Source organism: Psychrobacter sp. (assembly GCF_049295055.1).
Lineage (GTDB): Bacteria > Pseudomonadota > Gammaproteobacteria > Pseudomonadales > Moraxellaceae > Psychrobacter.
Genome location: NZ_JBAQQF010000029.1, coordinates 12,458 through 36,672, shown reverse-complemented (window position 1 = coordinate 36,672; position 24,215 = coordinate 12,458). Strand labels below are relative to the sequence as shown.

The 24,215-nt window shown below is 42.4% G+C and carries 17 protein-coding genes; 10 read left to right on the top strand and 7 right to left on the bottom strand.

Translation table 11 applies throughout. The features are described 5' to 3' along the window. Positions 1-258: 258 nt before the first annotated feature. From WAZ74_RS03775 to WAZ74_RS03760, 4 genes are all read left to right on the top strand, one after another. The gene (locus tag WAZ74_RS03775) at positions 259-2,394 is read left to right on the top strand and encodes an FAD-dependent oxidoreductase (protein WP_422305960.1); all 2,136 of its coding nucleotides are present in this window, start codon (positions 259-261) and stop codon (positions 2,392-2,394) included. 289 nt (positions 2,395-2,683) lie between these two features. Next, positions 2,684-3,511: a hypothetical protein gene (locus WAZ74_RS03770; RefSeq protein ID WP_422305958.1), complete on the top strand. Its 828-nt coding sequence runs from the start codon at positions 2,684-2,686 to the stop codon at positions 3,509-3,511. Between the two features lie 244 nt (positions 3,512-3,755). Further along, positions 3,756-4,964 (top strand): serine hydrolase domain-containing protein, encoded by a 1,209-nt coding sequence (locus WAZ74_RS03765; protein ID WP_422305956.1) that lies wholly within the window; start codon positions 3,756-3,758, stop codon positions 4,962-4,964. A gap of 129 nt (positions 4,965-5,093) precedes the next feature. Beyond that, positions 5,094-5,726 carry a DUF2238 domain-containing protein gene (locus tag WAZ74_RS03760; RefSeq protein ID WP_422305954.1) on the top strand — a complete coding sequence of 211 codons (633 nt, stop codon included), beginning with the start codon at positions 5,094-5,096 and terminating at the stop codon, positions 5,724-5,726. A 153-nt stretch (positions 5,727-5,879) separates the two neighbouring features. Here the strand turns inward: WAZ74_RS03760 and WAZ74_RS03755 are convergent, their stop codons facing one another. Beyond that, positions 5,880-6,296 (bottom strand): VOC family protein, encoded by a 417-nt coding sequence (locus WAZ74_RS03755; RefSeq protein WP_422305952.1) that lies wholly within the window; start codon positions 6,294-6,296, stop codon positions 5,880-5,882. Positions 6,297-6,365: 69 nt separating this feature from the next. Continuing rightward, positions 6,366-7,370: a lipoate--protein ligase gene (locus tag WAZ74_RS03750; protein ID WP_422305950.1), complete on the bottom strand. Its 1,005-nt coding sequence runs from the start codon at positions 7,368-7,370 to the stop codon at positions 6,366-6,368. 386 nt (positions 7,371-7,756) lie between these two features. Here WAZ74_RS03750 and WAZ74_RS03745 point away from each other — a divergent pair, with 386 nt between their 5' ends. Beyond that, positions 7,757-8,803, top strand: a complete 1,047-nt coding sequence (locus WAZ74_RS03745; protein ID WP_422305948.1) for a helix-turn-helix domain-containing protein — start codon at positions 7,757-7,759, stop codon at positions 8,801-8,803. Between the two features lie 133 nt (positions 8,804-8,936). Here WAZ74_RS03745 and WAZ74_RS03740 read toward each other — a convergent pair whose 3' ends face one another. Continuing rightward, positions 8,937-10,544 carry a GMC oxidoreductase gene (locus tag WAZ74_RS03740; protein ID WP_422305946.1) on the bottom strand — a complete coding sequence of 536 codons (1,608 nt, stop codon included), beginning with the start codon at positions 10,542-10,544 and terminating at the stop codon, positions 8,937-8,939. 551 nt (positions 10,545-11,095) lie between these two features. Between WAZ74_RS03740 and trpB the strand changes: the two genes are divergently transcribed. Further along, positions 11,096-12,322 carry a tryptophan synthase subunit beta gene (trpB, locus tag WAZ74_RS03735; RefSeq protein ID WP_422305944.1) on the top strand — a complete coding sequence of 409 codons (1,227 nt, stop codon included), beginning with the start codon at positions 11,096-11,098 and terminating at the stop codon, positions 12,320-12,322. Between the two features lie 98 nt (positions 12,323-12,420). Next, positions 12,421-13,317 carry a DMT family transporter gene (locus WAZ74_RS03730; protein ID WP_422305942.1) on the top strand — a complete coding sequence of 299 codons (897 nt, stop codon included), beginning with the start codon at positions 12,421-12,423 and terminating at the stop codon, positions 13,315-13,317. 95 nt (positions 13,318-13,412) lie between these two features. Here the strand turns inward: WAZ74_RS03730 and WAZ74_RS03725 are convergent, their stop codons facing one another. Both WAZ74_RS03725 and WAZ74_RS03720 read right to left on the bottom strand, forming a co-directional pair. Further along, positions 13,413-14,525, bottom strand: coding sequence for a hypothetical protein (locus WAZ74_RS03725; RefSeq protein ID WP_422305940.1), 1,113 nt, complete (start codon positions 14,523-14,525; stop codon positions 13,413-13,415). A 98-nt stretch (positions 14,526-14,623) separates the two neighbouring features. After that, positions 14,624-15,754 (bottom strand): hypothetical protein, encoded by a 1,131-nt coding sequence (locus WAZ74_RS03720; RefSeq protein ID WP_422305938.1) that lies wholly within the window; start codon positions 15,752-15,754, stop codon positions 14,624-14,626. Positions 15,755-16,086: 332 nt separating this feature from the next. On the opposite strand from WAZ74_RS03720, the gene WAZ74_RS03715 reads away from it, so the two are divergent. After that, positions 16,087-17,190: an alkene reductase gene (locus WAZ74_RS03715; protein WP_422305936.1), complete on the top strand. Its 1,104-nt coding sequence runs from the start codon at positions 16,087-16,089 to the stop codon at positions 17,188-17,190. A gap of 115 nt (positions 17,191-17,305) precedes the next feature. Here the strand turns inward: WAZ74_RS03715 and WAZ74_RS03710 are convergent, their stop codons facing one another. Together WAZ74_RS03710 and WAZ74_RS03705 are read right to left on the bottom strand one after the other, a co-directional pair. After that, a complete protein-coding gene (locus WAZ74_RS03710) occupies positions 17,306-18,301 on the bottom strand; it encodes a pirin family protein (RefSeq protein WP_422305934.1) in 996 nt (331 codons plus the stop codon). Between the two features lie 258 nt (positions 18,302-18,559). Further along, complete coding sequence (locus WAZ74_RS03705; RefSeq protein WP_422305932.1) at positions 18,560-19,876, bottom strand: NAD(P)/FAD-dependent oxidoreductase; 1,317 nt, start codon at positions 19,874-19,876, stop codon at positions 18,560-18,562. A gap of 558 nt (positions 19,877-20,434) precedes the next feature. Between WAZ74_RS03705 and acs the strand changes: the two genes are divergently transcribed. Both acs and WAZ74_RS03695 read left to right on the top strand, forming a co-directional pair. After that, positions 20,435-22,396 carry an acetate--CoA ligase gene (gene acs, locus WAZ74_RS03700; protein ID WP_422305930.1) on the top strand — a complete coding sequence of 654 codons (1,962 nt, stop codon included), beginning with the start codon at positions 20,435-20,437 and terminating at the stop codon, positions 22,394-22,396. Between the two features lie 415 nt (positions 22,397-22,811). Further along, positions 22,812-24,044 (top strand): NAD(P)/FAD-dependent oxidoreductase, encoded by a 1,233-nt coding sequence (locus tag WAZ74_RS03695; RefSeq protein WP_422305928.1) that lies wholly within the window; start codon positions 22,812-22,814, stop codon positions 24,042-24,044. Positions 24,045-24,215 lie beyond the last annotated feature (171 nt).

Genomic DNA, 24,215 nt, shown 5'->3' with positions numbered 1-24,215 from the left:
ATTATAAACAGTCGCAAGCAAAAATTGGGCTGGTTTTGTGGCGTTTACTTAACCAAATACCATAGAATAGTGTCCTGAATAGAGCCGTTTATCGTTATAATTAATAGAGTGTTCACTCATCAGTCGCTTGTCTGCATAGCTGACGAGAATAGCGGTGTGTTACGATAGCGGTAATGTTAAATCACGCAACATAACTATATCTAAAGAGCATTTCTGTTCTAAAGAGCATCTCTGCAAACCATTCATAAGGAAAATGATATGACCGCCAGCCGCCCTGCCAATACGATTGACACCGCTAGCACCAACGAACACTATCCGCATTTGTTTGAGCCGCTAGATTTGGGCTTTACTACGTTAAAAAACCGCTTAGTGATGGGCTCAATGCACACCGGGCTTGAAGACCGCTTTTATAATTATGGTAAGCTAGCCGCATATTTTGCAGAGCGTGCCAAAGGCGGCGTGGCGATGATGATTACTGGTGGTATTGCGCCCAATCGCGAAGGCTGGTTGTCGCCTGTCGGTGGCACGATGAACACCAAAGCTGACGTGATTAATCATCAGCGTGTCACTCGTGCAGCGCATAAATATGACAGCAAAATTATTATGCAAATCTTGCACAGTGGTCGCTACGGTTATCAGCCGTTTGTGGTGTCATCAAGCCCGATTAAGTCACCAATCTCACCTTTCAAACCGCGCAAAATGAGCATTAAAAATATCGAACAAACCGTCGAAGACTTTGCACGCTCGGCTCGTCTTGCCAAGCAAGCGGGCTATGACGGTGTCGAAATCATGGGCTCTGAAGGTTATTTGCTCAATCAGTTCTTATCGCGTCATGTCAATAAGCGTACCGATGTTTATGGCGGCGATATTCATGCGCGTATGAAATTTCCGGTTGACGTGGTCAAGGCGGTTCGTGCTGCGGTTGGTGAGGATTTTATTATCCTGTTTCGCTTGTCAGTCATTGATTTGGTCAAAGACGGCAATGTCATGGACGAGGTCATCACCGTCGCCAAAGCTTTAGAAGAAGCCGGCGTGACGATTATGAATACCGGTATCGGCTGGCATGAAGCGCGTGTACCGACTATCGTCACTAGTGTCCCGCGCGCCGCCTTTGTGGACTTTACCGCTGAAATCAAAAAGCATATCAATATCCCGATGATGGCGGCTAACCGTATTAATATGCCTGATACGGCTGAAGAAATTTTGGCCAGTGGCCAAGCAGACCTGATTCAGATGGCGCGTCCGTTTTTAGCCGATGCCCATTGGGTCAATAAAGCCAAAAATGGTCAAGCCGATCGCATCAATACTTGTATTGCTTGTAATCAAGCTTGCCTCGATCACACCTTTGCCAATAAACGTTCAACTTGTCTGGTCAATCCGCAAGCTTGCTATGAGACTGAATTGGTTTATAAGAAAACCAAAAAGCCGAAAAAAGTCGCGGTTATTGGTGGCGGTGTCGCTGGTATGTCAGCGGCGCACGTTGCCGCTTTACGCGGTCATGATGTGACTTTGTTTGAAGCCAAAGATATCTTGGGTGGGCAATTTAACTACGCCAAAGTCGTCCCTGGTAAAGAAGAATTCTTTGAAACCATTCGCTACTATATCAATGAGCTTGAGCACTTAGGCGTTGAGATTAAACTCAATACCAAAGTTGATAAAGCGATGCTCGAGAAAGCCAAGTTTCATCATGTCATTGTTGCAACGGGTGTCGTACCGAGAAGCTTAGCAGGCAAACTCGAAGGCGCAGACTTACCACAAGTGATGAGCTATGCAGAGTTGCTCTCTGGTGAAAAGTCAGTCGGTGATACCGTTGCCGTCATCGGTGCGGGCGGTATTGGTTTTGATGTTAGTGAATATTTGACCGCAAAACACGGTCAGCCGCTCGACGAGCTAGGTCCTGAGCTGCTAAAAGACCCAAGCTATCGTCCAAAAGCGCAATCGATTAGCGAATGGCGTGAAGAATGGGGCGTGACCAGTGATACTGACTATCAAAGCGAAGGTGGTTTAATCAAGCCTGAAGGAATTACACCCATACGCCAAGTTTATCTGATGCAGCGTACTAAAGGGCGTTTGGGTGGTGGTCTAAATAAAACCACCGGCTGGGTACATCGCGCCCATGTTAAGTCGCATGGTGTCATTCAAGTATCTGGTGCACAGTACGAAAAAATCACCAATGAAGGTATTTGGATTACCAATAACCAAGGTCAAAGCCAGCTATTACGTGTCGATAGCGTGGTGGTCTGTGCTGGTCAAGAGTCCGTGGTTGAGCTGATGCCTAATGTTGGCGATGCGCCAGACGCACAATATCACTTAATCGGTGGTGCAAAGCTAGCGGCTGAGCTAGATGCCAAACGTGCGATAAGAGATGGTGCAGAGGTTGCGGCGAGTATTTAAGGTTTGATTCAAAAGCTTAGTTCGGAAATAGAAGCGGCGAGATTAATTATCTCGCTGTTTTTTTGGTTTATAGATTAGCTATTTGTAGGGTGGGTTAGCTGAAGCGTAACCCACCAAATATTGATTTATTCTATTATTTCGTGCTTCTATACTACTTTAAAAATCATTCGAAGCTAGGCTTACCTTTTCACTCACAATTAGCGAATTAATAATGATAATAACTCCTCACAAGATACTTTTAATAGCGTTTTCTACATCCAGCTCTCTTTTAATTAGTAGCTGTTCAACCATGACTGATTCTCAAGAAGCTTCTGATACTCCTGTGTTACCCGAAATTAGGCAAGCGAGTATTAGTCTAGACGAGCGTAGTGCTGATGCTTCTTGGTATGAATTAGTTTCTAAAGGGGTTGAACTAATTCCTAGCGCCCGAGCCAATTACGATACACAAGAACCAGAACTAATGGTAATGGGCCCTGCTCAAGTCTTAGTGCTCGACTCCAAATACTATGCTATGGCTTACGGTGTCGATCATACCGAAGCCATGCGTCAGATGCTGATTCAGCATGATAATCAAGAACAAAATGATGCACTTCAAGCAGAATTTGGCGATAGGATAGTGGCAAGGGGTCTTATTGATGAGCCTGAGTATGGGATTTTAATAACATTAACGGATACTGGAGCGCTGCCGCCTGATCGAGTGCTATATCGACCTGCTAATAAGCTTAGTGAGCGTGAGACTGTTGCCCAAAGTTATAGAACAATGACGCCAGAGGGCATTATGCTCACTCAAGCTGAATTGGATAAAGCTATGGAGCTAATCGAGTCACCAACACGTTTTATAGTAAAGTTTGAGGTCAGTCCAAAAGCCAAAAATCTAACGGACGCTCAAAAACAGCTCATGTATGATCGCTCTAATGAGCTAAATAAACAAATCCCTATGCTCATTGGAAGTTCATACGACAGTAGAGAAGGCGAATATAGAATTTACGTGCATGAGGAAGATGCCAAAGCTGCTGGACTTACTGAAAAAAAATTAAAGCAAATTGGTGAAAAAGTGATGAAAATGCCAGTTCGGATCAAGTGGGCAAAAGGCTATGCTACTTATGGAAATGAGTAAATAACAAGCGTAGGGTGAGGTTTTAACCTAGCTCTATCTATAAAATATAAACAAATTGATAATGATGAAAATATAGCTTTAGTGTGTTAGTTTAACTCTTAATTCGCTGGGCTAAAGCCCAGCCTACGCTCTAAGCTTACTACCAAAAAAACCATCTCCCAAAACTCTATATCCATGCTAAATTAAACCTTATCAGCGATAATCAATCGTACGCACCAACCACGCCATAAAAAAGGATTTTATAATGGTAGTGTTAAAGACCCTGTTTAAATGGATCGTTTTGCCTATTGTAGCGCTACTCATTATTATCAGCTTGGGCTTAGTGGTGACGGGCAATGCTTATATTTTTAGAGGTTTACAGCTTACTTATCTTAAAGGTGAAAACACTGCCAATATCGATGATTATATCGACTTTGATAATCGTACTATTCGTGCCAAAGATACTATCGCGTGGGATAAAGATGCTAACTTTGAGCAAGTCGAACTCACGCCCACCTTGCAAAATGCCTTAGATACCGATGAAACTGTCGCCTTTGCTATTATCAAAGATGGCAAGCTGCTGTACGAAAATTACTGGCAAGGTTACGGTAGTGATTCGCATACTAATAGCTTTTCGATGGCAAAAACCGTCACTACTATGTTATATCTCAAAGCCGTTGAAGACGGCTATATATCCAGCATCGATGAGCCTATCACTAAATGGCTACCTGAATATGCGAACAATCAATATGCAAAAAATTGCACCCTTGCAGATTTATCGGCGATGACCTCCGGATATGATTGGACCGAGGATTACTATTTTCCGATCAATCCCACTGCGGAATCTTATTATGGTCATGACTTAGTGAAGCAAATGGTTAATCGAGACTTTGTAGAAGAATGTGGCGGTCAGTTTGAATACTCATCCGGCGACACGCAAATGCTCGGTATTGCTTTATCGCGAGCGTTAGAGCCGCATGGCTATAGTATATCGAGCTATTTGGAAGAGAAGTTTTGGCAACCACTGGGCATGCAAGGCGATGCCTATTGGTCGCTCGATGGCTCAGAGAGCATCGAAAAAGTATATTGCTGTCTCAATGCCAGCGCTTTAGATTTTGCCAAATTTGGGCAGTTATTATTAAACGGTGGTGAATGGCAAGGTGAGCAATTACTCAGCAAAGCGCACGTTGATTTTATGATTACGCCCAATGCGGAAGCCTTTGCAGCAGGGCAAGCACAAGTTTACGGTCATTCGGTATGGACGGATATGGACAGTCCGATTCCGTTTTATGCCATGCTCGGTCATTTAGGTCAGAGAGTATTGGTGCTGCCCGAAGAGAATGCGATCATCGTTAGGCTAGGTAAGCAAAAAGGCTTACCGACACCAGTAGATGGCTTTCATTTGGAGCCGGACTTGGGTCAGTATGTCACTGAAGTGAAAACTATTTTGGATAAGCTGCCAAAAGAGCAGTAAACTGAGTTAATTTATTAGAGTGAGTTAGCATTAGCATAACCTATCACATTCATCGTGCGTCATTAATACTCAAAATAGTCAGTACCGTGATAAAAGTCACTATTTTTAACAAGGAATATTGAAACGTTAATGAATCACTCAAATAAAAATAGAGTGCATGATGGCTCGCTTAAGACTGTTTGGTTAGTGGTATTTTTTGTGGTGCTCATTTGGTCAGGTATTGCACCTAAAAGTTATTTCACTTGGGTTTTGGAGGTTGCGCCCGCTCTGATTGGTTTAGGTATACTCGCTGCGACTTATCATAAATTTACCTTATCAAGGCTGACGTATTTTCTAATATTGCTGCACTGCATCGTATTAATGATAGGCGGTCATTACACGTATGCCGAAGTACCTCTGTTCGATACTGTCGCCAACTGGTTTGGTTGGGAGCGCAATCACTACGATAAATTGGGACATTTCGTACAGGGGTTTGTACCGGCAGGTATTGCTAGAGAAATTTTACTGCGCTTAAATGTCGTCAAAAACGAACGCTGGCTATTGGTTTTCGTGCTGTCAGTTTGTTTGGCGTTTAGTGCCTTTTATGAGCTGATAGAATGGTGGGTAGCGTTAGCAGTTGGCAGCGATGCAGAATCCTTTTTGGGGACGCAAGGCTATGTCTGGGATACGCAGTCTGATATGTTTATGGCGTTGATTGGATCGGCTGTATTCTTATTATTTTTTCGAAAATGGCAGGATTCAAGTATCCGAAAATTGACTTGAGTTAGCGTAGGGCAGTCGGTAACGTAACCCACCAAGTCTATGACTTTGTTATCTGACGTTAAGTCACCTTTAATCTTTACTTCCTACGAAATTTTTATAAGTCTAATCCTGCCTTATTTATTTACTACGTAGCAATTTTACTTACCAAGTAACTTACCACGTACCGATATTTTCCATCGAAATCCAAGGCTCGATAGGTGCTAAGCGCTCACCATCTTGGAGTATCTCGATTGAGATATGGTTAGGGTCTTTGACGAAAGCCATATAGCCATCTCTAGGCGGTCTTAATATCTCGACACCCGCTGCCATAAATATCTCACACTGCTCATATACATTATCGACTTTAAAAGCAAAGTGCCCAAAGTTATTGCCGTTGGTATATTCTTCCTTATCCCAGTTATGAGTCAGCTCAATCTCTGGCGCACCTCCATGGGTCGCCAAAAAGTATAAGCTAAATCGTCCTGTTTCAGAATCCTTTTTTCTAAGCAGTTTTAAGCCCATCAGCTCACAGTAAAATGATAAGGTTTCATCTAGTTTATTGGTTCTAATCATTGCGTGTAAATACTTCATAAAAACACCTCTTAATTTCTAATCTTCTGAAAAATGTATATCTATAGCTTTTTAATCAAACACCAAAATTTAACCTTCCATCTCCCCAAGCAACCACCCGCAGAAGTCATCAATCTGCGCCGCTAACTCAGCATGAGTATTGGCTAATTCATTAAGCTTATTTTTAGTCGACTCTTTATTATATTTAACGTCAGTCAGCGACTCTTTTAACAGGTCAATCAGCTCAACGTTTAACGCATCAGAGAAAATGACTACCTCCCGTATCACTGCTTGCTTCACATCAAGGTGCAAGTCAATAATACCCCAATCAAAGCGCGTCTCAATGTGATGAGTAAACTCAGGCGTCTTACCAAAGCGCCAATTCCAATCAGCCATTTGCTGATAGTATTTGTTCAATGTCGGCTGCTTGGCGAGACTAGCTTCATCCAATTCTTCTATCGGAGCAGTATCGCCATAATACTCACAAAACGCTTCGATAATCGCAGCGGATAAAGTCTCGTGATTGATGTCTTCATTAAACTCAACCAAGTTAGCGACACGAGAACGGACAGATTTAATACCTTTGGCTTTCAGTTTTAGCGGATGCGGATTGAGATAATCGCCGAGCTTTTGCATATCAGCATTGACCAATAATGTCCCGTGATGGAAGCTACGGTCGGCGGCATGTTTAAAGGCGCTGCCTGATATCTTCTTATCACCGACTTGCATATCATTACGACCAGATAAATCCGCGTCTATGCCCAGCTTTTTTAGCGCGTTGATGATAATGGTAAAGTTCGCTGCTTGGTCGTAGCCGTCTTTGGGCGATAAAAAGGTAAAGTTGGTATTGCCTAAATCATGAAATACCGCACCGCCGCCACTTTGTCGCCGTGCCAAAAACACATCGTCGGCTTCCATCTTGTCGATTTTGCATTCTACCCACGGGTTTTGCGAGCGCCCAATGACCACGGTCTCGCTATTGCGCCATAGGAATAGCGTGTGCGAGTCGGGATTAAGGGTATTAAATATCCAATCCTCGGTCGCGAGGTTAAACCAAGGATTGGTCACGGCAGATTTTAAGATACGCAGTTTCATTGTTTGTCCTTTTTCTCGAATGATTTTTCTAGATTTATTATTACGAATAGATATTGTCATTGTTGCGGATGCGAGATTGGAATTCAATGGGTGTGTGGTAGGGAGGATGGTTTTGGGCGTTTGAATATTGTGATGTAGCGGGGAGTTTTAGTTAAATTTTGAGAAGACGGCTTATAAGTTTTTTAGGAATGATTAGTGGCTGTAGCCAATCCTGCTATCCGCTTGTATCTAACTTGTCGATGGCGTTAGGATACCGCTACTATCAGGGCTAAAACGCTCCCCAATTTGACTGGTGATATTTTAAAACCTCACTTACTCTTATGCTACTATTAGTACTAAACTTAAGTGAATAAAAATTCATTTGAAAACTACCTTGGTGATAATAGATGTCAAATAAAAAGATATTAAAATTAAATGAGTTGTTAATACTTAATGTTGACGCCTTGACTAAAAGAGTTAGTAACAGAGAAAGTGAACGTAGAGAGTTTAAGCTAAAATTTGACAATGGTAATTTACCAAAGCTAGCTCGAACTATGGCATCTTTTGCTAATAGAGAGGGTGGAGTTTTGTTTTTTGGCATTAGAAATCAGCCTAGAGAGCTAATAGGCGTGAAGGAAAATGAAATACCTGATGATGTTGTATTTACTAACTTCTTAAAGGAGTATTTTGAGCCTGAAATTTTGTTTGAATCAAAAACTATAGATTTACTTGGCAAGAATATTCATTGTTTGATTATAGAACCATCGATGAATAAACCTGTAATTTGTAGAAAATCAAAATCTCTAGTAATACAAGGTAAACCACAGAAAGAAATATTAAGAGAAGGTGCCATTTATTACCGCTACTCTGCTTCATCAGATGAGATTAAATACGGAGACTTAAGGATTATACTTGATAATGAAAAAGAGAAATTCTTTAAGTCTATGATAGATAATATTACTCTTTTAAATAAGGTTGGAATGGATAGAGCTGCTATTATTGACGCACAAGAACTGTCCGAGAATGATAACTCTGCTTCTGTATTTCTAACGAATGATACAGCGCGAAACCTAAACTGGATAGATAGCGGTAGGTTTGTAGAGGATGAAGATGATGGAGAAAAGGCTTATTATGTGGTAAGGAAAGTTGAAATAAAACATGGTGTAGAAATAGCTAAACCAACAGATTTTGCAATAACGCATCAGTTAACAAAATCCGCGTTATGTAATGTCGTAAAAATAAGTACAAATCATATTGAAGCAGTTATATGGAAATTAGGAATCAAAGACAATCCTAGATATCATATATCTTCAAGTCACGGAAAAAATAAAATACATAAGTTTAAAAAGGAATGTAAAGATACTATCTTAGATGCTTATCCCCTAGATATGGAAAAACGTCTTGAAGAAATAAAAAAAGTCGCCGAAGAATATAAGGCTGCTCTACGTAAATAACAACGCTCATCTTGAGATATGGTTTAGGCTAGACGAGCAGATATAAGCTGATGGCAGGATTAGCTCCACCAAACCCATAACCCAAAAAAACGCCCCTCAAGAGAATTCTTTATCTAGCCAACTTTTATACATCCTATCCAAAGTCTTCCCTCAAAATATTTGCCATATTACGCTCGGCAAGTCCCGTGATAAACACATACGGATTGACGCCAGCGCTACCGGGGATTAGCGCGCCATCTTGCACGTAGATATTTTTGTGCCCTTTGACGCGACCAAACTCATCAGTCGCTTTGCCAAGTACACAGCCGCCAAGCGGGTGATAGCAGAAGTTATCGCCGAAACCTTTGGTGAATAATAAGCTTGAGGTAGAGCCGCCATTTGCTTTAGCGAGCTTATCTAACAGCTCTTTGGCAGCATTTACCGAATATTCGTTTTGCTCGCGCTTCCAGTTCAGCTTGACGGTTTTAGTGGTTTTGTCATAGTAATAATTACCGCGTTCTGGATTATCAGTGATGGCGAGATAGAGCGTCGTCCATGTTTCTAAACCTAAAGGTAAAGGAGCAAGTTCGGCAAAAATTTTATATTTAGAATCACCTCTATCACCTCTATCACCGTCCCACATATTGATACCTTTGACCGGAATGGTGGACTGAGTCGTGCCAGCAGCGTGGACGAAATTGCGTCCGGTCATGATATTGCCATTGGGTCCCCAATGCTGTCCAACATGTTCGTTTAGATGGTTTAACTTTCCTTCGGCTTGGCTTTTTAATAGCAGCTCTGAGGTGCCTGTACTGCCCGCATTCAGGAACAGCTTATCGCAGGTGTAATGTTCTATTTTATCGACGCCACCCGTGGTATTAATGACGTGAACTTCTAAGCGCAGTTGCTTGTTATCGAACGCTTGGATACTATTTACTTTGCGTAAGGTTTTGACGGTGACATTGCCGGTGGCTTCGGCGTCTTTTAGGTAGGTTAAATCTAGTGAGAACTTGCCCGCGTTATTACCATAGATGACTTCGCCGCCGAGTGCTGATTTATAGACCTCGTCTTTGGCTTCTCTTTGCATATAATCAAAGTCGTAGCTGTTACCGAAGAATTCTGTTTTAAGTCCGGCTTTCTCGGCTTGGCGTTCAGCAGCGCGGGTATATTCATAATGCTCGGATTCATTAAAAAACGACTCGGGAATTTTACTGACTTTTAGTTTCTTCATAGCACGAGGGAAGTAGGTATCATACATCTCGTCAGCATTAATCCACGGGAAGACTGCTTCAAAGTGTGCGCGTCTAGGCTGAATGGCAATCGCGCCATTGACGATAGAGCCACCACCGTAAGCGCGCCCTGCGAAGACTTTCATATTATCGTATTCGATTAAATCCAAAACGCCGGGGTATTTTTTAATCGGGATAGGAATGGGAATCGGTGCATTTGGCCAATTACTAAACCAGCTTGAGCGTTTATCAGCAGTAATCATCTTGCAAAACGTATCATGCTTGGGGCTTCTGTCCCAGCGCATGCCCATCTCGAGTATCAACACCTTATGATCTTTTTCGCTCAACCGTAGCGCTGATACTGCACCGCCATAGCCACTGCCAACGATGATATTGGGAAAATGTCCAACTTGGGTCACCGTGCTAGGTAGCTTTGGCTGCTTGGTAAGCGTTTGGCAACCACTCACCGCCGCAGTTGTACTGATCGCACCTAAGCTTAAACCCATGGCTTTAATCAGTTGACGTCGTTGCATGGTAGTTCCTAATGATTGGGGCTCAAGCTAAAAAAATAACAGCTAAAAAAGCCAGTAGCTGAAAGAGCGTGCATTTGATAAGGGTTTGGTAAAGGTAAGCTTAGCTAGGTCGGCTAAGCGAGCGCTATAATAGCAAACATAGGTTGCTTAATTATTTCTTTTATATTATTGCTCTAAAAAGTATAAATAATGAAATTCGAGCTAATTCATCAAATACTTGTATTGTTTTTAATAGCTATATGGTCAGTTCAATGTAAAACGATACAGCGGGGCTGGGATGAATTTTTCGCAGCCTCTGTCGGCGTAGGCACAGCAAGCTAGAAAAAATCATCCCAGTCCTGCATTATAAAATCACTTATTTATTTTATTTGCTATCAACTATAGCCACTCGTTATTTTAGTTTATCCATGAGCTTGACCTTCTAAAAAAAATGCCTTAATATCTTGTTTCAATGTACTAGAACAAAAGTACAAAAATATTGTTTTATGACTAAAAAACAGCATTTCAAAACTTTTATTTCAAATATGGCATTTAAGGGAACAGGTCTAAATATGACAACGAAAAATACAGCAACTGGCTATGGTTTACATCCATCAACCTTACCGGATAACGAGGGTTTATACGGCGAGTTCGGTGGCAAAATTGGACACCCTGAGCTTGCTAAAGCCATGGATGAAATCGAAGTGGGCTTCCGTGAGATTATCAAAAATGAAGACTTTATCGCTGAGATGAAGCGCTTACGTGAGACTTACGTTGGAAGACCAAGCCCCATTTATCACGCGCAGCGTTTGACCGAGCATTGCGGCGGGGCGCAGATTTATTTTAAGCGGGAAGACTTAAATCATACTGGTGCGCATAAAATCAACCACTGTTTGGGCGAAGTGCTGCTGGCGAAAAAGCTAGGAAAAACTAAAGTCATTGCAGAAACGGGCGCAGGGCAACATGGCGTAGCGTTGGCAACAGCCGCAGCATTGATGGGCTTAGAGTGCGAGATACACATGGGCGTCGTCGATATCAAAAAAGAACATCCAAACGTCAGTCGTATGAAGATTTTGGGTGCCAATATCGTTCCTGTATCACGCGGTGCAGGAACGTTAAAAGAAGCCGTTGATAGTGCTTTTGAGACTTATTTGAATGAGCTCGATAGTAGTATGTTCGCGATTGGCTCAGCGTTAGGTCCTGCGCCATACCCTGAAATGGTCAGCTATTTTCAATCGGTTGTCGGACATGAGGCACGCGCGCAGTTTTTGGCGACAACTGGTAAACTGCCAAATAAAGTGATTGCTTGTATTGGCGGTGGTTCTAATGCTATCGGCATGTTTAGCGGATTTTTTGATGATGCCGATGTACAAAAAATCGGCGTGGAGCCAGCAGGTGAAGGTTTGGATACACCCAATCATGCGGCGACCATGTCACTAGGCGTGAAAGGCGAGATTCATGGTTTTAAATGCTATGTGTTGCTTGACGAAAAAGGTGAACCGGTGCCAGTATATTCGATTGCCTCAGGGCTTGATTATCCAGGGGTAGGACCACAACATTCGCATCTCAGAGATTTAGAGCTTGCCACTTATGAGTCAGCAACTGATGCGGAATGTTTAGAGGCATTTATGGCTTTGTCGCGCCTTGAGGGTATTATCCCTGCATTAGAGTCGGCACATGCCATTGCTTATGCGATGAAAATTGCTAAGGATATGTCAGCGGATGAAACGATTTTAGTCAATTTATCAGGGCGCGGCGATAAAGATATCGATTTTATTTTGGACAAGGTGGATTTATAGAAAAATCTGCCATCAGTATAGAAAAAAAAACACCTATTGAGCGATGAACCAGTTATCATCGGGGTTTTTTACTGTCTAACGCTCGATAGGATCCTCCCATGTCTAACCGCGACCTCACCATTTTTATCACCCTGTCCTTTATGTGGTCGCTGTCTTTTATTTTCTACCGTATCGGTGTGCCTGAGTTTGGCTCGTTAGCCTTTGCCAGCCTGCGTGTGGTATTGGCTGGAATCACCATGCTGGTTTTTGTATTAGTCAGTAAGAAAAACAGACAAGGTATCCGTGAGAATTGGAAAGTACTGACGTTAGTTGGGCTGTTCTCTGCTGCCGTGCCATTTATACTGTTTGCTTTTTCAGCACGCTCGGTAAATGCTGGCGTGTTGGCAGTGCTCAATGCGTCTGTGCCGATGATGAGTGGCTTTATCGCCAGTGTATTCTTTAAAGACCGCTTGTATAAAAAGCAGATTCTCGGTTTGGTCATCGGCGTTATTGGCGTAGTAATTTTGATGAGTGAAAACCTGTTTGGCGGGCAGGGCGCTGAGTCGGGTTCTGGTTTATTACCGATGGGCTATGCATTATTGGCCTGTGTCGGTTATGCGGTCGGGGCAAATATCACTAGAAATTACTTGGATAATGTCTCGCCAGTAGCGATTACTGCAGGCTCACTCATCATCGCCAGTGTGATTATGTTGCCCGTGGCGGTTTATGAGTTTCCCTATGGCAAGAGCATTAGTATAACGGCTTGGGTTGCTGTTATTTGTATCGGTGTATTTTCAACCGCTATTGCGCTTATTTTTATGAATCAGTTGATCAAAAGTATTGGTCCTGTGCGGGCGACTAGTATCACTTTAGTGATTCCGATTTTTGCCATTATTTTTGGTTATTTATTGTTGGGTGAAGCGTTAGATACGCCTGCGATTATCGGCTCAATGGTGATATTGTTTGGTACTTACTTGTCGCTAGAGCTGTCTTTTAAAAAGATGTTAAAGTCGTAAGGCTTTTATAGAAGCATAAAAAAACCTACTTAAAAAAGTAGGTTTTTTTATATTAAAAGCGCTTGATTAACACCGCCAATAACAACTTAATATCGTTATTCAGTATTATTTTCTACGCAAACGATGCTAATGAAACAGTTTGTGGTTCCTTCTTGCCATGGGAGCTCCAGTGGTAACGCTTCTACTATTTGGTAACGAGCGATTACCCATTCACTCATCTCATCACCATTTTCATCAAGGTCAGGGGTAGGGTACTTCTCCTGACGCTGACTATCGCTTAGCGCTATAAAGTCCAGCAAAGCTTGAGCATCTCTAGCCAAAATACTATTGGGACGTCTGGCTAGTTTGAGCATCAACGGTCGATATTCTGGGTCTAAAAATTCATGAATGCTGTCATCTGTCCACTGCGTATTTTCTGAACCAAATAATAGTAAATAACGATATACCTCAAATAAATGCTTGGCGTCTTGAGGTGCATAGCCTTTTGGATAACGCGCTAGATAATCTTCCCAAAACTGTGCGCGCTCAATCACTTCTACAAATGAAATCGCAATCCCACCATCGTTCCAAAGAATATCTTGATTGTCCATTGCCAGTCGCTTAATAAACGCTTTTTGATCTTGACGCAGATAAGGGGTAAAGATATCTGCCATTGCTTGTAAATCATGAGTGAATTCGTAATAGCCTTCACCTAAATATATAACACGTACGTCAGTGTCATCCTCTACCAATCTAATGAGATATTGCAATCTTGGGTTTAGCGTCTTCAATAGAGCATCAGGTACCTGTTTGCCTTCGTCAGCCATTTGCATAACGGTATAAAAATTATCATCCTCTATAGTCTCATTTGTAGTTAAAAAACGTCTATACATCGCTTGGTAATCTTTTAGCAAACTCAATACTTCGGCATTACTGGCTGTTGGTAAGCAGTTCTTTATTAACTTTTGGATGGCATAAATCGCTTCAATCTTGCTGCTGTTATCTACTTTTTTTATGGCATCACTGAGCGCTAAACAGGTCTTAGCATCTATTGCTGGCTCTGTGACCACAGCTTGTTTAGATTGTTCTATGCTTAGGGGTTGTTGATTATCTTGCTCTGCTTTTTGCGTATCATTTAATTCAGCAGGCGTTTCTACCTTAGGCTGACAACCACTTAAGACAACCAGCAAGCTCATTATTGTAGTAAGAGATAATAGGATTTTTTGCATGCGATACACCTGTTAAGTAAATGCTAAAAACAGTAGCGGATTATTTTCGGCGTGTTTTGAGGTTCTAAGCCTTCCAATTACACTTCTCTACCGCCATATTAATCGAGATGCTCATCTTGGCAAATCACACCGTTTGAGCAATCTCTATTATCGCCATCAGTATTCCAAGAGGATGGTATCTGCATTGCTTGATTTAATCGATAGTAGGTCATTGTCCTCTCATGCATCTCGTAACCATCTTCATCGGTACTAGGCGCTGGATAGTACTCTTGACGTTCGTTATCGGATAATGCCATGAAGTTAAGATAGTTTATGGCATCTTTTGCCAAGCCACTATCAGGTCGTTTGCTGAGTGCAACCATGGTCTGCTTATACTCTGGTTCAAGAAAATCACGAACATCATCATCCGTCCACCCTGTATTGTCTGAGCCAAAAAATAAGAAATAGCGATACGAGTCTAGTATGGTTTTGGCATCTTTTACCGCGTAGCCCTTTGGATAGCGCGTTATATAATCCTCCCAAAACACCGCACGTTCAACCAACTCTGCAAAAGAAGTAGTAATGGAGGCATCACTCAAAAAAATGTCTTGGTTTTCTGTTGCCATCTGCCGGATAAATGCTTTTTGGTCTTGGCGCAAATAAGGGGTAAACATATCTGCCATTGCTGTTAAATCATGACTAAAAGCATAGTAACCTTCACCTAAATTATAAACCCTAACATCGACACCGTTTTGGATGAGGCCAATCAGGTAGCGCACGCGTGGGCTCAGATTTTGTAGTTTTTCTTCCGCTACTTTTTCACCTTGCTCTAAGGCATTCATTACTTCAAAAAAATCTTGGTCAAATTCTGAATTATTAAGATCAGTTTCATCCCATAAAAAACGCTCATACATCGCTTGATAGTCTTTGAGTAAATTCAATACTTCGGCATTACTGGCGGTTGATAAACAGGATTTTAGTGGTTTTTGAATGGCATAAATAGCTTCAATCTTACTGCTGTTATCTACTTTTTTCATGGCATCACTGAGCGCTAAACAGGTCTGGACATCTACCGCTGAGTCATTAGCAGTTGCAGATTTAGGCACTTTCTTTACGGATGATTGCCTGCTTTGCTCGGCACTGTCTGTTGCCTGTACTTCAGGCGCTGCTACTGATTTCGGCTGACAAGCGCTTAGCGTCAATAACAGCAAGCTCATACCAATGGCGAGTGACAATAGGGATTTTTGCATAGGGCATATCCTTTAAATAAAGGGGAAACCAAAAATAAAAAATGTGCTCAACATCACTCATTCTTATAGCTTAATAAGCTTATAAGACTGCATAAATAGTAGCGCTTTAAAAATTAAAGCGATAGCAATACTGGTGTTTTTCTTTGTAAGTTTTACTTGGAATCACTCACTTAGCCCCCTATAAAGAACACGACTTATTAATACTAGCTGATAGCAGCTGAGCAAATTTAGAGTAGCTTATATTGACAATCCCAAGCGCTATTTGCTTATTTTAATAAACCTATCCCTAGGGTTTTATAACAACCGCTTCATAACAATAAACAAGGCTTTTTATGGCACACGATAACTTATTTGAACCTGTCAAAATGGGCACGCAAACCCTAAAAAATCGCATTATTATGGCACCGTTGACACGTCTACGTGCAATCGAGCCAGGTGATGTGCCGACTGCACTTGCTGGAGAATACTACTCGCAGCGCGCTGGTTCTGGACTGGTCATCACTGAGGCGACGCAGGTTTCTTTTCAAGCAAAAGGCTATGCTGGCGCGCCCGGTATTCATACCCAAGACCAAACGACGGCATGGAAAATCATCGTCGATAATGTCCATGCAAAAGGTGGCAAGATAGTCGTACAGCTATGGCACACGGGCTTAGTCGCGCATGAGAGTGTCCAGCCTGATGGCAAAGCGCCTATCTCGGCATCTGATGTTCACGTCGGTGTGCGTACGTCATTGCGTGATAGCAATAATCAAGCTATCCGCGTTGAGGCGACTACGCCACGTCCAGCCACCCTTGATGAAATCAAGCAAGTCATCGCTGACTTTGGTCTTGCGACCAAAAATGCTCGCGAGGCAGGCTTTGATGGCGTAGAAATTCATGGGGCTCATGGTTATTTGTTGCATCAGTTTTGGGTTGAGCAAACCAACCATCGTGATGATGAATATGGCGGTAGCCGTGAGAACCGTGCGCGCTTGACGCTTGATGTGATCGATGCTTGTGTTAATGCTTGGGATGCGGACCATATTGGTATTCGTATTTCACCACTTGGTACCTTTAATAACGTTGAAGCTGGTTATCATGAAGACGAAAACATCTGGCTAATTGAGCAGATCAATAAGCGTGGTCTAATGTATTTGCATCTCTCTGAGCCTGATTGGGCAGGTGGCACGCCGTATAGTAATGAGTTCCGTCAGCGTGTTCGCGATGCTTTTAGTCAGATGATTATCGCCGCTGGTGGTTATACCGCTGAAAAAGCAGAGAAAAATATCAAGGATGGTTATATCGACGCGGTTGCTTTTGGTCGTGATTATATTGCCAATCCTGATTTAGCTGAGCGTATCCGTGAAGGGGCGCCGCTTAATGAGCAACATCCGCAAACCTTTTATGGTGGCGGTACAGAAGGCTATACCGATTATCCGTTTTTAAACCAAGCATAATCGTTTGCTAGTTAACGCTCTATTTTATAGAGTGGATATTAGCGCACTAAAAAGGCCACCTGACTGTTTTAGTCAGGTGGCCTTTTTATGCGTAAATCTTAACGACTGTCTTTAACTATTTACCGAAATTGCCGGTTTGATAATCACGAAAAGTTTGCTTTAACTCGGCTTGGGTGTTCATCACAAATGGTCCATAACCGGCAATCGGTTCACCGATAGGCTCACCACTTAATAATAGCAATTTGACGGGCATCAAAGGCGTATCATCATTCGTAGCAGTAGAATACTCAAGCTTAATGCTATCGTTGTCAGCTGCCGTACGATTAACATTAGGCGCTTCAAACTGAATCAGGTTGCCTGCGCTAATAGATGTGCCATTGATAAGTAGCTCGCCCTCTTGCATCAATAACATGACATTATGCGTGTTCGGTACTTGTAAAGTGGCTGTCCCTAATGAATGCAGCTCAATATTCCACATATTAATAGCAGTAAAAGTCTCTGCCGCTCCTTGGATAGTTTTTTGCGTGCTTTCAGATGTCTGACGGTTTTTTGCTTGCTCTATATCTTGCCATTCACCAGCGATAATCACCGCTGTACCAACGGGATCACCATTTTTATTGTCTTTAAGCTCAACCACAGGTAGGTCAGCTCGCTTAATGCTTTGATACTTGGGGTCGGTCAATTTGTGGGCGCTTGGCAAATTCACCCACAGCTGCACCATACTAAAATCTCCACCACGTTGTCCAAACGCCTCTGAGTGGAATTCTTCGTGCATGATGCCACGCCCAGCGGTCATCCACTGTACACCACCTTCTTGTATCACGCCATAACCACCCGTAGAGTCGGCATGACTGATTTCGCCAGCATAGGCGATAGTGACCGTCTCAAAGCCTTTATGAGGGTGTTGTCCAACCCCATGCGACTGCGACTCATAGTTTGGATTGGGCGCAAAGCTCATCGGCTGAGAGTAATCTAATAATAAAAACGGATCGGTATGCTGGTAATTAAAGTCGGTATTTTTTTCAAGGTGATTGACCAAGGTTTTGACATAAAAACCGTCACCAACCCAATGTGGCTCTTTATCACCATGGATATGTTTGATTGGACGCATGTCGCACCTCGTAAGCTTAAACGCATTATTTTATGATTATAGATTTACTTGTCATAAATTCTAATTATTAAGTAATTCTACACCTGTAGTAGATATAATGGTGTTTATATTCACAATTATCAAGAGTTGTATTTTCAAATCAGACTACTTATTATTATTTTTTAATAACATTCAGATTTCATAAAATTAGATTCTATAGGAATGATATTTTATAGGGCTGATATTTGATAAATCTTATTTTATAAAGATAGGGTAGTATCAAACGAACTCACCGCAGACAAAGCCACTTGCCCACGCCCATTGAAAATTATAGCCGCCAAGCCAGCCGGTGACATCCAGCACTTCACCGATGAAATATAGACCATCTTGATGGTTGCTCTGCATAGTTTTTGACGATACCTCATCAGTTTTGATACCACCACGCGTGACTTCAGCAGTACGATAGCCTTCGGTGCCAGAAGGTTTGAGTTGCCAGCCATTGAGCGTTGCGCCAAGCTCTATCAAGCGCTCATCTTTAATGTTGGCAAGCTCGGTGTCTTTTATGTCTTCCCATAGATGCGTTTGTAGTGCTGATAGTAGTTTTTTAGGCAGCTTATTATTCTCATCGGTGCTATCGGTATAATCTGCCAAAACCGTACGAATGAGCTGTCTTGGATGGGATTTTTTATGTGCAAGCAAGAGCGTGCTCATATCTGTATCTGGTAGTAAATTAATACTGATGGTTTCGCCACTCTGCCAATAGTTTGAAAGCTGAATCATGGAAGGACCAGAGAGTCCGCGATGGGTAAATAACAAGGGTAATTTAAATGAAATACGCTCGTTGCTGGCAATCACTGGCATACTGATACCTGCAAGCGTGCGAATCAGCTCACCTGTTTTATCGGTAAAGGTAAAAGGTACCAGACCGGCGTCGGTCGCTATGAGCGTATGACCAAATTGCTGTGCTAACTCATAACCTAAACCACTCGCACCCATCGTCGGAATGGATAAGCCACCCGTTGCTACTACCAATGACTCACAGCGATAGCCCGTTTGCGGCAGCTCATTTTGATTTGCGGTATCTTTTCTCTCTTGCTTTTCTTTTTTACTAAGCGTTTTGGTCGTCAATAACTGAAAGCGGGCTTTTTTATCTGCTTCAAGCGCTTGAACACTCTCAATTTGAGTATTAAGTCGGACTTGTACACCCACGGCAGCACATTCATCAAGTAACATGGTCAAGATATCTTGCGCCGAATCGTCGCAAAATAGCTGGCCATGTTCGCGCTCATGGTAAGGAATTTTATGCGCTTCAACCATGCCGATAAACTCCCAACTGGGGTAACGGCTGAGCGCTGATTTGCAAAAATGTTGATTGCTGCCAATAAAATGCTCAGGCTCAACGAAATAGTTGGTAAAGTTACAGCGTCCACCGCCTGACATGAGGATTTTTTTGCCGGCTTTATTAGCATGATCAAGCACCAATACGCGGCGACCACGGCGACCCGCTGTTAGCGCACAGTATAACCCTGACGCACCAGCGCCAATAATGATGACATCATAATGGGAGTGTTGTGGTGCATTGCGGTGATTGTCCATGATGGTTTGTTCCTGATTTAAAAAGTAAAAATGGCACTAATAGCGCATTTCTTATTCTAAAAAATATGATTTTATTGATGTTGCTTCCAGCGATTGCTTTAGGGTAGCTATTGTCCATGTTTTATATCAGGTTACAAGGATTAAATTGCGGAATCACATAGTTGATTTACTTTAAAAATCATATAGATCTGCTGCAATCAATGTTTCAAAAATTTTGGAGCGCAAAGCGCAGCGCAAGCGTGGAGAATTGCTAAAGTAGTACGTTATTTTAGAGTATATATCTTCTATACTGAACTGGTGAACACTAATAAAAATTGACGTCTATAATAAATATTATGCAATGATTGGTTAATTGATAAAGTGAAACATACTCTATTAAGTATGCAGACGCACAGTGAGATTGTTGTGATTAGTGGTTGATGTCTTGCAACCATTCCGCTTATTTGTCAAACTATCCTTAAGTGTCGCCATTATGGAAAATGACCCTTATCACCTGTGCAGGTTTTCGCTATCCGCGATGCTTGCTACAGGTCATAATAATTAAAAAAGGATGACCCAATGACCCAAGAATCATTTCCGATTTCGGCTGAATTTATCGCCGCTGCCAATATTACCGCCGAACAGTATGCTGAACAATATAAACAATCTGTTGCCTCACCTGAGGCGAATAAGGCCTTTTGGGCAAAACGTGCTGAGCTGATTGATTGGATAAAGAAACCCACCAAAATCAGCGACGTCAGTTATGATTTAGAGGATTTCCGCATCAAGTGGTTTGAGGATGGTGAGCTGAATATTTCAGTGAATTGTCTCGACCGCCACCTTAAAACTAATCCCTATAAACCTGCCATTATTTGGGAAGGTGATCATCCTTCATTACATAAAATTATCTCTTTTAAAGAGCTGCATTCAGCGGTGTGTCGCTTAGGTAATGCGATGCGCAAGCTTGGGGTCAAAAAAGGCGACCGCGTCACCTTATATATGCCGATGATACCGGAAGCAGTGGTCGCTATGCTGGCGTGTACGCGTATTGGCGCAGTGCATTCTGTGGTCTTTGGCGGCTTCTCTGCTGAGAGTTTGGGTAACCGTATTATTGATAGCCAATCTAAACTGGTTATTACCGCTGATGAAGGTATCCGTGGTAATAAGCGTACGCCGCTCAAAGCCAATGTCGATCGTGCGTTAGATATGGATGGTACGGACAGCGTTACCAATGTCATTGTCGTGCATCGTACGGGCAACTCAGTGCCGATGAGCGGTCGCCGTGATGTTTGGTATCACAGTTTGATTGACGGTGAATCACAGGAGTGTGAACCTGAAGTTATGAATGCCGAAGATCCCCTGTTTTTACTATATACCTCCGGCTCAACGGGCAAACCCAAAGGTGTCTTACATACCACCGGCGGTTATATCACTTATGCTTTATCTACTTTTCGTGATGTCTTTGATATCAAAGAAGATGACGTTTACTGGTGTACAGCCGATGTCGGTTGGGTCACTGGACATACTTATGCGACTTATGCGCCGCTTGCTAATGGAACGACGACGCTTATGTTTGAAGGTATACCAGAATATCCGACTTGGTCGCGTATCGGGCATATCATTGATAAACATCAAGTCACCATCTTATATACTGCACCAACCGCTATTCGCGCCATGATGAAAGAGGGTGATACCTTTGTTCGTGAGTCGGATCGCTCAAGTCTGCGTTTGCTTGGCACAGTTGGTGAGCCGATCAATCCTGAGGCATGGGATTGGTACTATCATCTCGTCGGTGGCGGCAAATGTCCGATTGTCGATACTTGGTGGCAGACCGAAACTGGCGGTATTATGCTGTCACCGATACCGGGCACGGTAGCGCTTAAACCGGGCGCGGCGATGAATCCACTATATGGCATCAGACCTGAAGTTATCGATACTGATGGGACAGCGCTTGAGGGGTCTGCTGAGGGTAATTTGGTTATTAATAGTAGCTGGCCCGGTCAGATGCGCACCATTTATAATGATCACGCGCGGTTTTTAGCGACTTACTTTACTGAATATCCAGGCTATTACTTTACCGGTGATGGGGTACAGCGTGATGAAGATGGTCATTATTGGATTACTGGCCGTGTCGATGATGTCCTTAACGTTTCAGGACATCGGTTAGGCACAGCTGAGATTGAGAGCGCGGTGGTCTCTCATCCAGCGACGGCTGAAGCGGCTATCGTTGGGATGCCGCATGATATTCGTGGCACGGGTCTTTGCGCCTTTATCATCCTCAAGTCTGGTGAAACAGTCACCGAATCGTTAAAAGCCGAACTGAACCGACATGTACGCGCCGAAATAGGTCCGATTGCCAACTTGGACACTATTTATATGGTCAATTTTTTACCGAAGACCCGCTCTGGTAAAATTATGCGCCGCATCTTGCGTAGTCTTGCTGCAGGGCAATATGTCGGACTGGGCGATTTATCCACGCTTGCAGATAGCTCAGTCATCAATGAGCTGGTCGCGGTGGTGAAAGCTGGACGCGGAGAGTAGTGTTAATTATCAACAATTAATACTCATCAAAAGCGAATTTTAAAAATCCAGTACTGATACTTAAAAGCAGCTCCATTATAGAAAGATCTATCATAAAAGCCCTATAGTCAGTTCTAAATAAAAAAAGTACAACTATTATCAGGCGCTACTGGTGTAAATTTTACTTGCTTGCTGTGCCTGCGCAGACAGAGGCCGCGCAAAATTTATCCCAGTAGCGCTGTATTTATTTAATAGTGGATCGACTATATTATAAACAGCCATGTTATAAAAAATAGCATGGCTTTTTTACTGAGATATCATTGATATTGGCATCCTTTAAAGATTCAATATTGTGCAAATAATAATGCTATTTCTATATGCTTTTTAGATGGTCAGTTTCTATTTTATCAAATACTTTATAAGGTTTACTGTCATTATGTCTGATTCTACATTGCTCTCTACTGATCAAAATATAACCCAATCTGATAATCATACTAATACTAAAAACGACGCTTCAAATGCACCACTTAAAATAGCCATTATTGGCGGTGGTTTAACCGGTTTATTTACTGCAACTTTATTGGAACGCGCTTTTATTGAAGCCAACGGCAAAGCAGTGGTGCCGCAAATTACTATTTTCGAGAAATCACGTAGCGTTGGTCGTTTAGCCACCCGCTATCGTAGCAAAGTTCATAGTGATGCTATTCATGATAATTCTGATAAACAGTGGCAATGGGCATTCGGAGCGCAGTTCTTTACTGCCAAAACTACAAGCTTTCAAAAATTTATTAAGCCTTGGTTAGCGACCAATTTGCTACAGCCATGGTGTGCTCAAGTTGTTAATCTAACGCCAGCTAATGATGCTGGTCAGTCAGCTGACATACAAAACAAAGAACAATGGAGCAGCACGCAAGCACGTTATATCAGCACACCAAAGATGACCAGCTGGGGGCGCATATTGGCTGATGAGCTAAAGCATACAACCCTAAATTTCAAAACTCGTGTAGCGCCATTATTGGCGCGGCACTGTACAGAACAAAATAGTGTTAATAGCAAGACAGAATTGTTCGATGAAAACGACAACAGCCTTGGTAGCTTTGACTGGATAATTTGTACGGCACCAAATGGTCAAGCGCTAGAGCTAATGGCAGATAGTGACTTTACTGAGCAAGCAATGATTAGTAAGCCGCAAATGCAGGCATGCTATACCTTGATGTTAGGTTGGGATGATGTACAGCAATTGCCTGATAGTTTAAGCAATCAGACGATTCCATGGGATGTAGCTTATGTGCAGGACTCAATACTAGATCGAATATTTATCGAACATCAAAAGCCTGCCCATGAAAACCTACTCCCCAGTATCACTATCCATGCGCGTAATGACTGGTCGGAGGCACATGTCGATAACGATATTGAGGTAATAAAAGCGCAGTTGCTACAGGCGGCACAGCAAGCTTTAAATTGGGATATGAAAAGTACACCCAGCCAAGTTGACTGCCATCGTTGGCGTTATGCGTCGACAATTAAAAATATAGACAATCAACAGCTGGGCATCTTGGTTGATGACAGTCATCAGTGGATTGTCAGTGGCGATTGGTGTGCACAAGGTAACATCGAAAGCTGTTATCAGATGGCAGCAGAGACGGTAAAGACAATCTGCTCTCATTAATATATGAAGAAAATTTTGACTATAGAGAAATTAATCAAATATATACAATGATAAATGGCAGGCAAAAAAAGAGCCCACGGAGGGGGTTGTTATGGTGTTATCTCATGTTAACCTTTGTTAGCTCAAGCCCTTTATTTATATAAATCTAATGCTAACGTGTGTTATCCTTGA

Excerpts from the sequence above, each read along its gene's own strand:
- WAZ74_RS03765 (WP_422305956.1), top strand. The coding sequence starts at position 3,756 with ATGGTAGTGTTAAAGACCCTGTTTAAATGGATCGTTTTGCCTATTGTA.
- WAZ74_RS03770 (WP_422305958.1), top strand. The coding sequence starts at position 2,684 with ATGACTGATTCTCAAGAAGCTTCTGATACTCCTGTGTTACCCGAAATT.
- trpB (WP_422305944.1), top strand. The coding sequence starts at position 11,096 with ATGACAACGAAAAATACAGCAACTGGCTATGGTTTACATCCATCAACC.
- WAZ74_RS03710 (WP_422305934.1), bottom strand. The coding sequence starts at position 18,301 with ATGCGTCCAATCAAACATATCCATGGTGATAAAGAGCCACATTGGGTT.
- WAZ74_RS03725 (WP_422305940.1), bottom strand. The coding sequence starts at position 14,525 with ATGCAAAAAATCCTATTATCTCTTACTACAATAATGAGCTTGCTGGTT.
- WAZ74_RS03715 (WP_422305936.1), top strand. The coding sequence starts at position 16,087 with ATGGCACACGATAACTTATTTGAACCTGTCAAAATGGGCACGCAAACC.
- acs (WP_422305930.1), top strand. The coding sequence starts at position 20,435 with ATGACCCAAGAATCATTTCCGATTTCGGCTGAATTTATCGCCGCTGCC.
- WAZ74_RS03745 (WP_422305948.1), top strand. The coding sequence starts at position 7,757 with ATGTCAAATAAAAAGATATTAAAATTAAATGAGTTGTTAATACTTAAT.
- WAZ74_RS03760 (WP_422305954.1), top strand. The coding sequence starts at position 5,094 with ATGAATCACTCAAATAAAAATAGAGTGCATGATGGCTCGCTTAAGACT.
- WAZ74_RS03755 (WP_422305952.1), bottom strand. The coding sequence starts at position 6,296 with ATGAAGTATTTACACGCAATGATTAGAACCAATAAACTAGATGAAACC.
- WAZ74_RS03730 (WP_422305942.1), top strand. The coding sequence starts at position 12,421 with ATGTCTAACCGCGACCTCACCATTTTTATCACCCTGTCCTTTATGTGG.
- WAZ74_RS03750 (WP_422305950.1), bottom strand. The coding sequence starts at position 7,370 with ATGAAACTGCGTATCTTAAAATCTGCCGTGACCAATCCTTGGTTTAAC.
- WAZ74_RS03740 (WP_422305946.1), bottom strand. The coding sequence starts at position 10,544 with ATGCAACGACGTCAACTGATTAAAGCCATGGGTTTAAGCTTAGGTGCG.
- WAZ74_RS03720 (WP_422305938.1), bottom strand. The coding sequence starts at position 15,754 with ATGCAAAAATCCCTATTGTCACTCGCCATTGGTATGAGCTTGCTGTTA.
- WAZ74_RS03695 (WP_422305928.1), top strand. The coding sequence starts at position 22,812 with ATGTCTGATTCTACATTGCTCTCTACTGATCAAAATATAACCCAATCT.
- WAZ74_RS03775 (WP_422305960.1), top strand. The coding sequence starts at position 259 with ATGACCGCCAGCCGCCCTGCCAATACGATTGACACCGCTAGCACCAAC.
- WAZ74_RS03705 (WP_422305932.1), bottom strand. The coding sequence starts at position 19,876 with ATGGACAATCACCGCAATGCACCACAACACTCCCATTATGATGTCATC.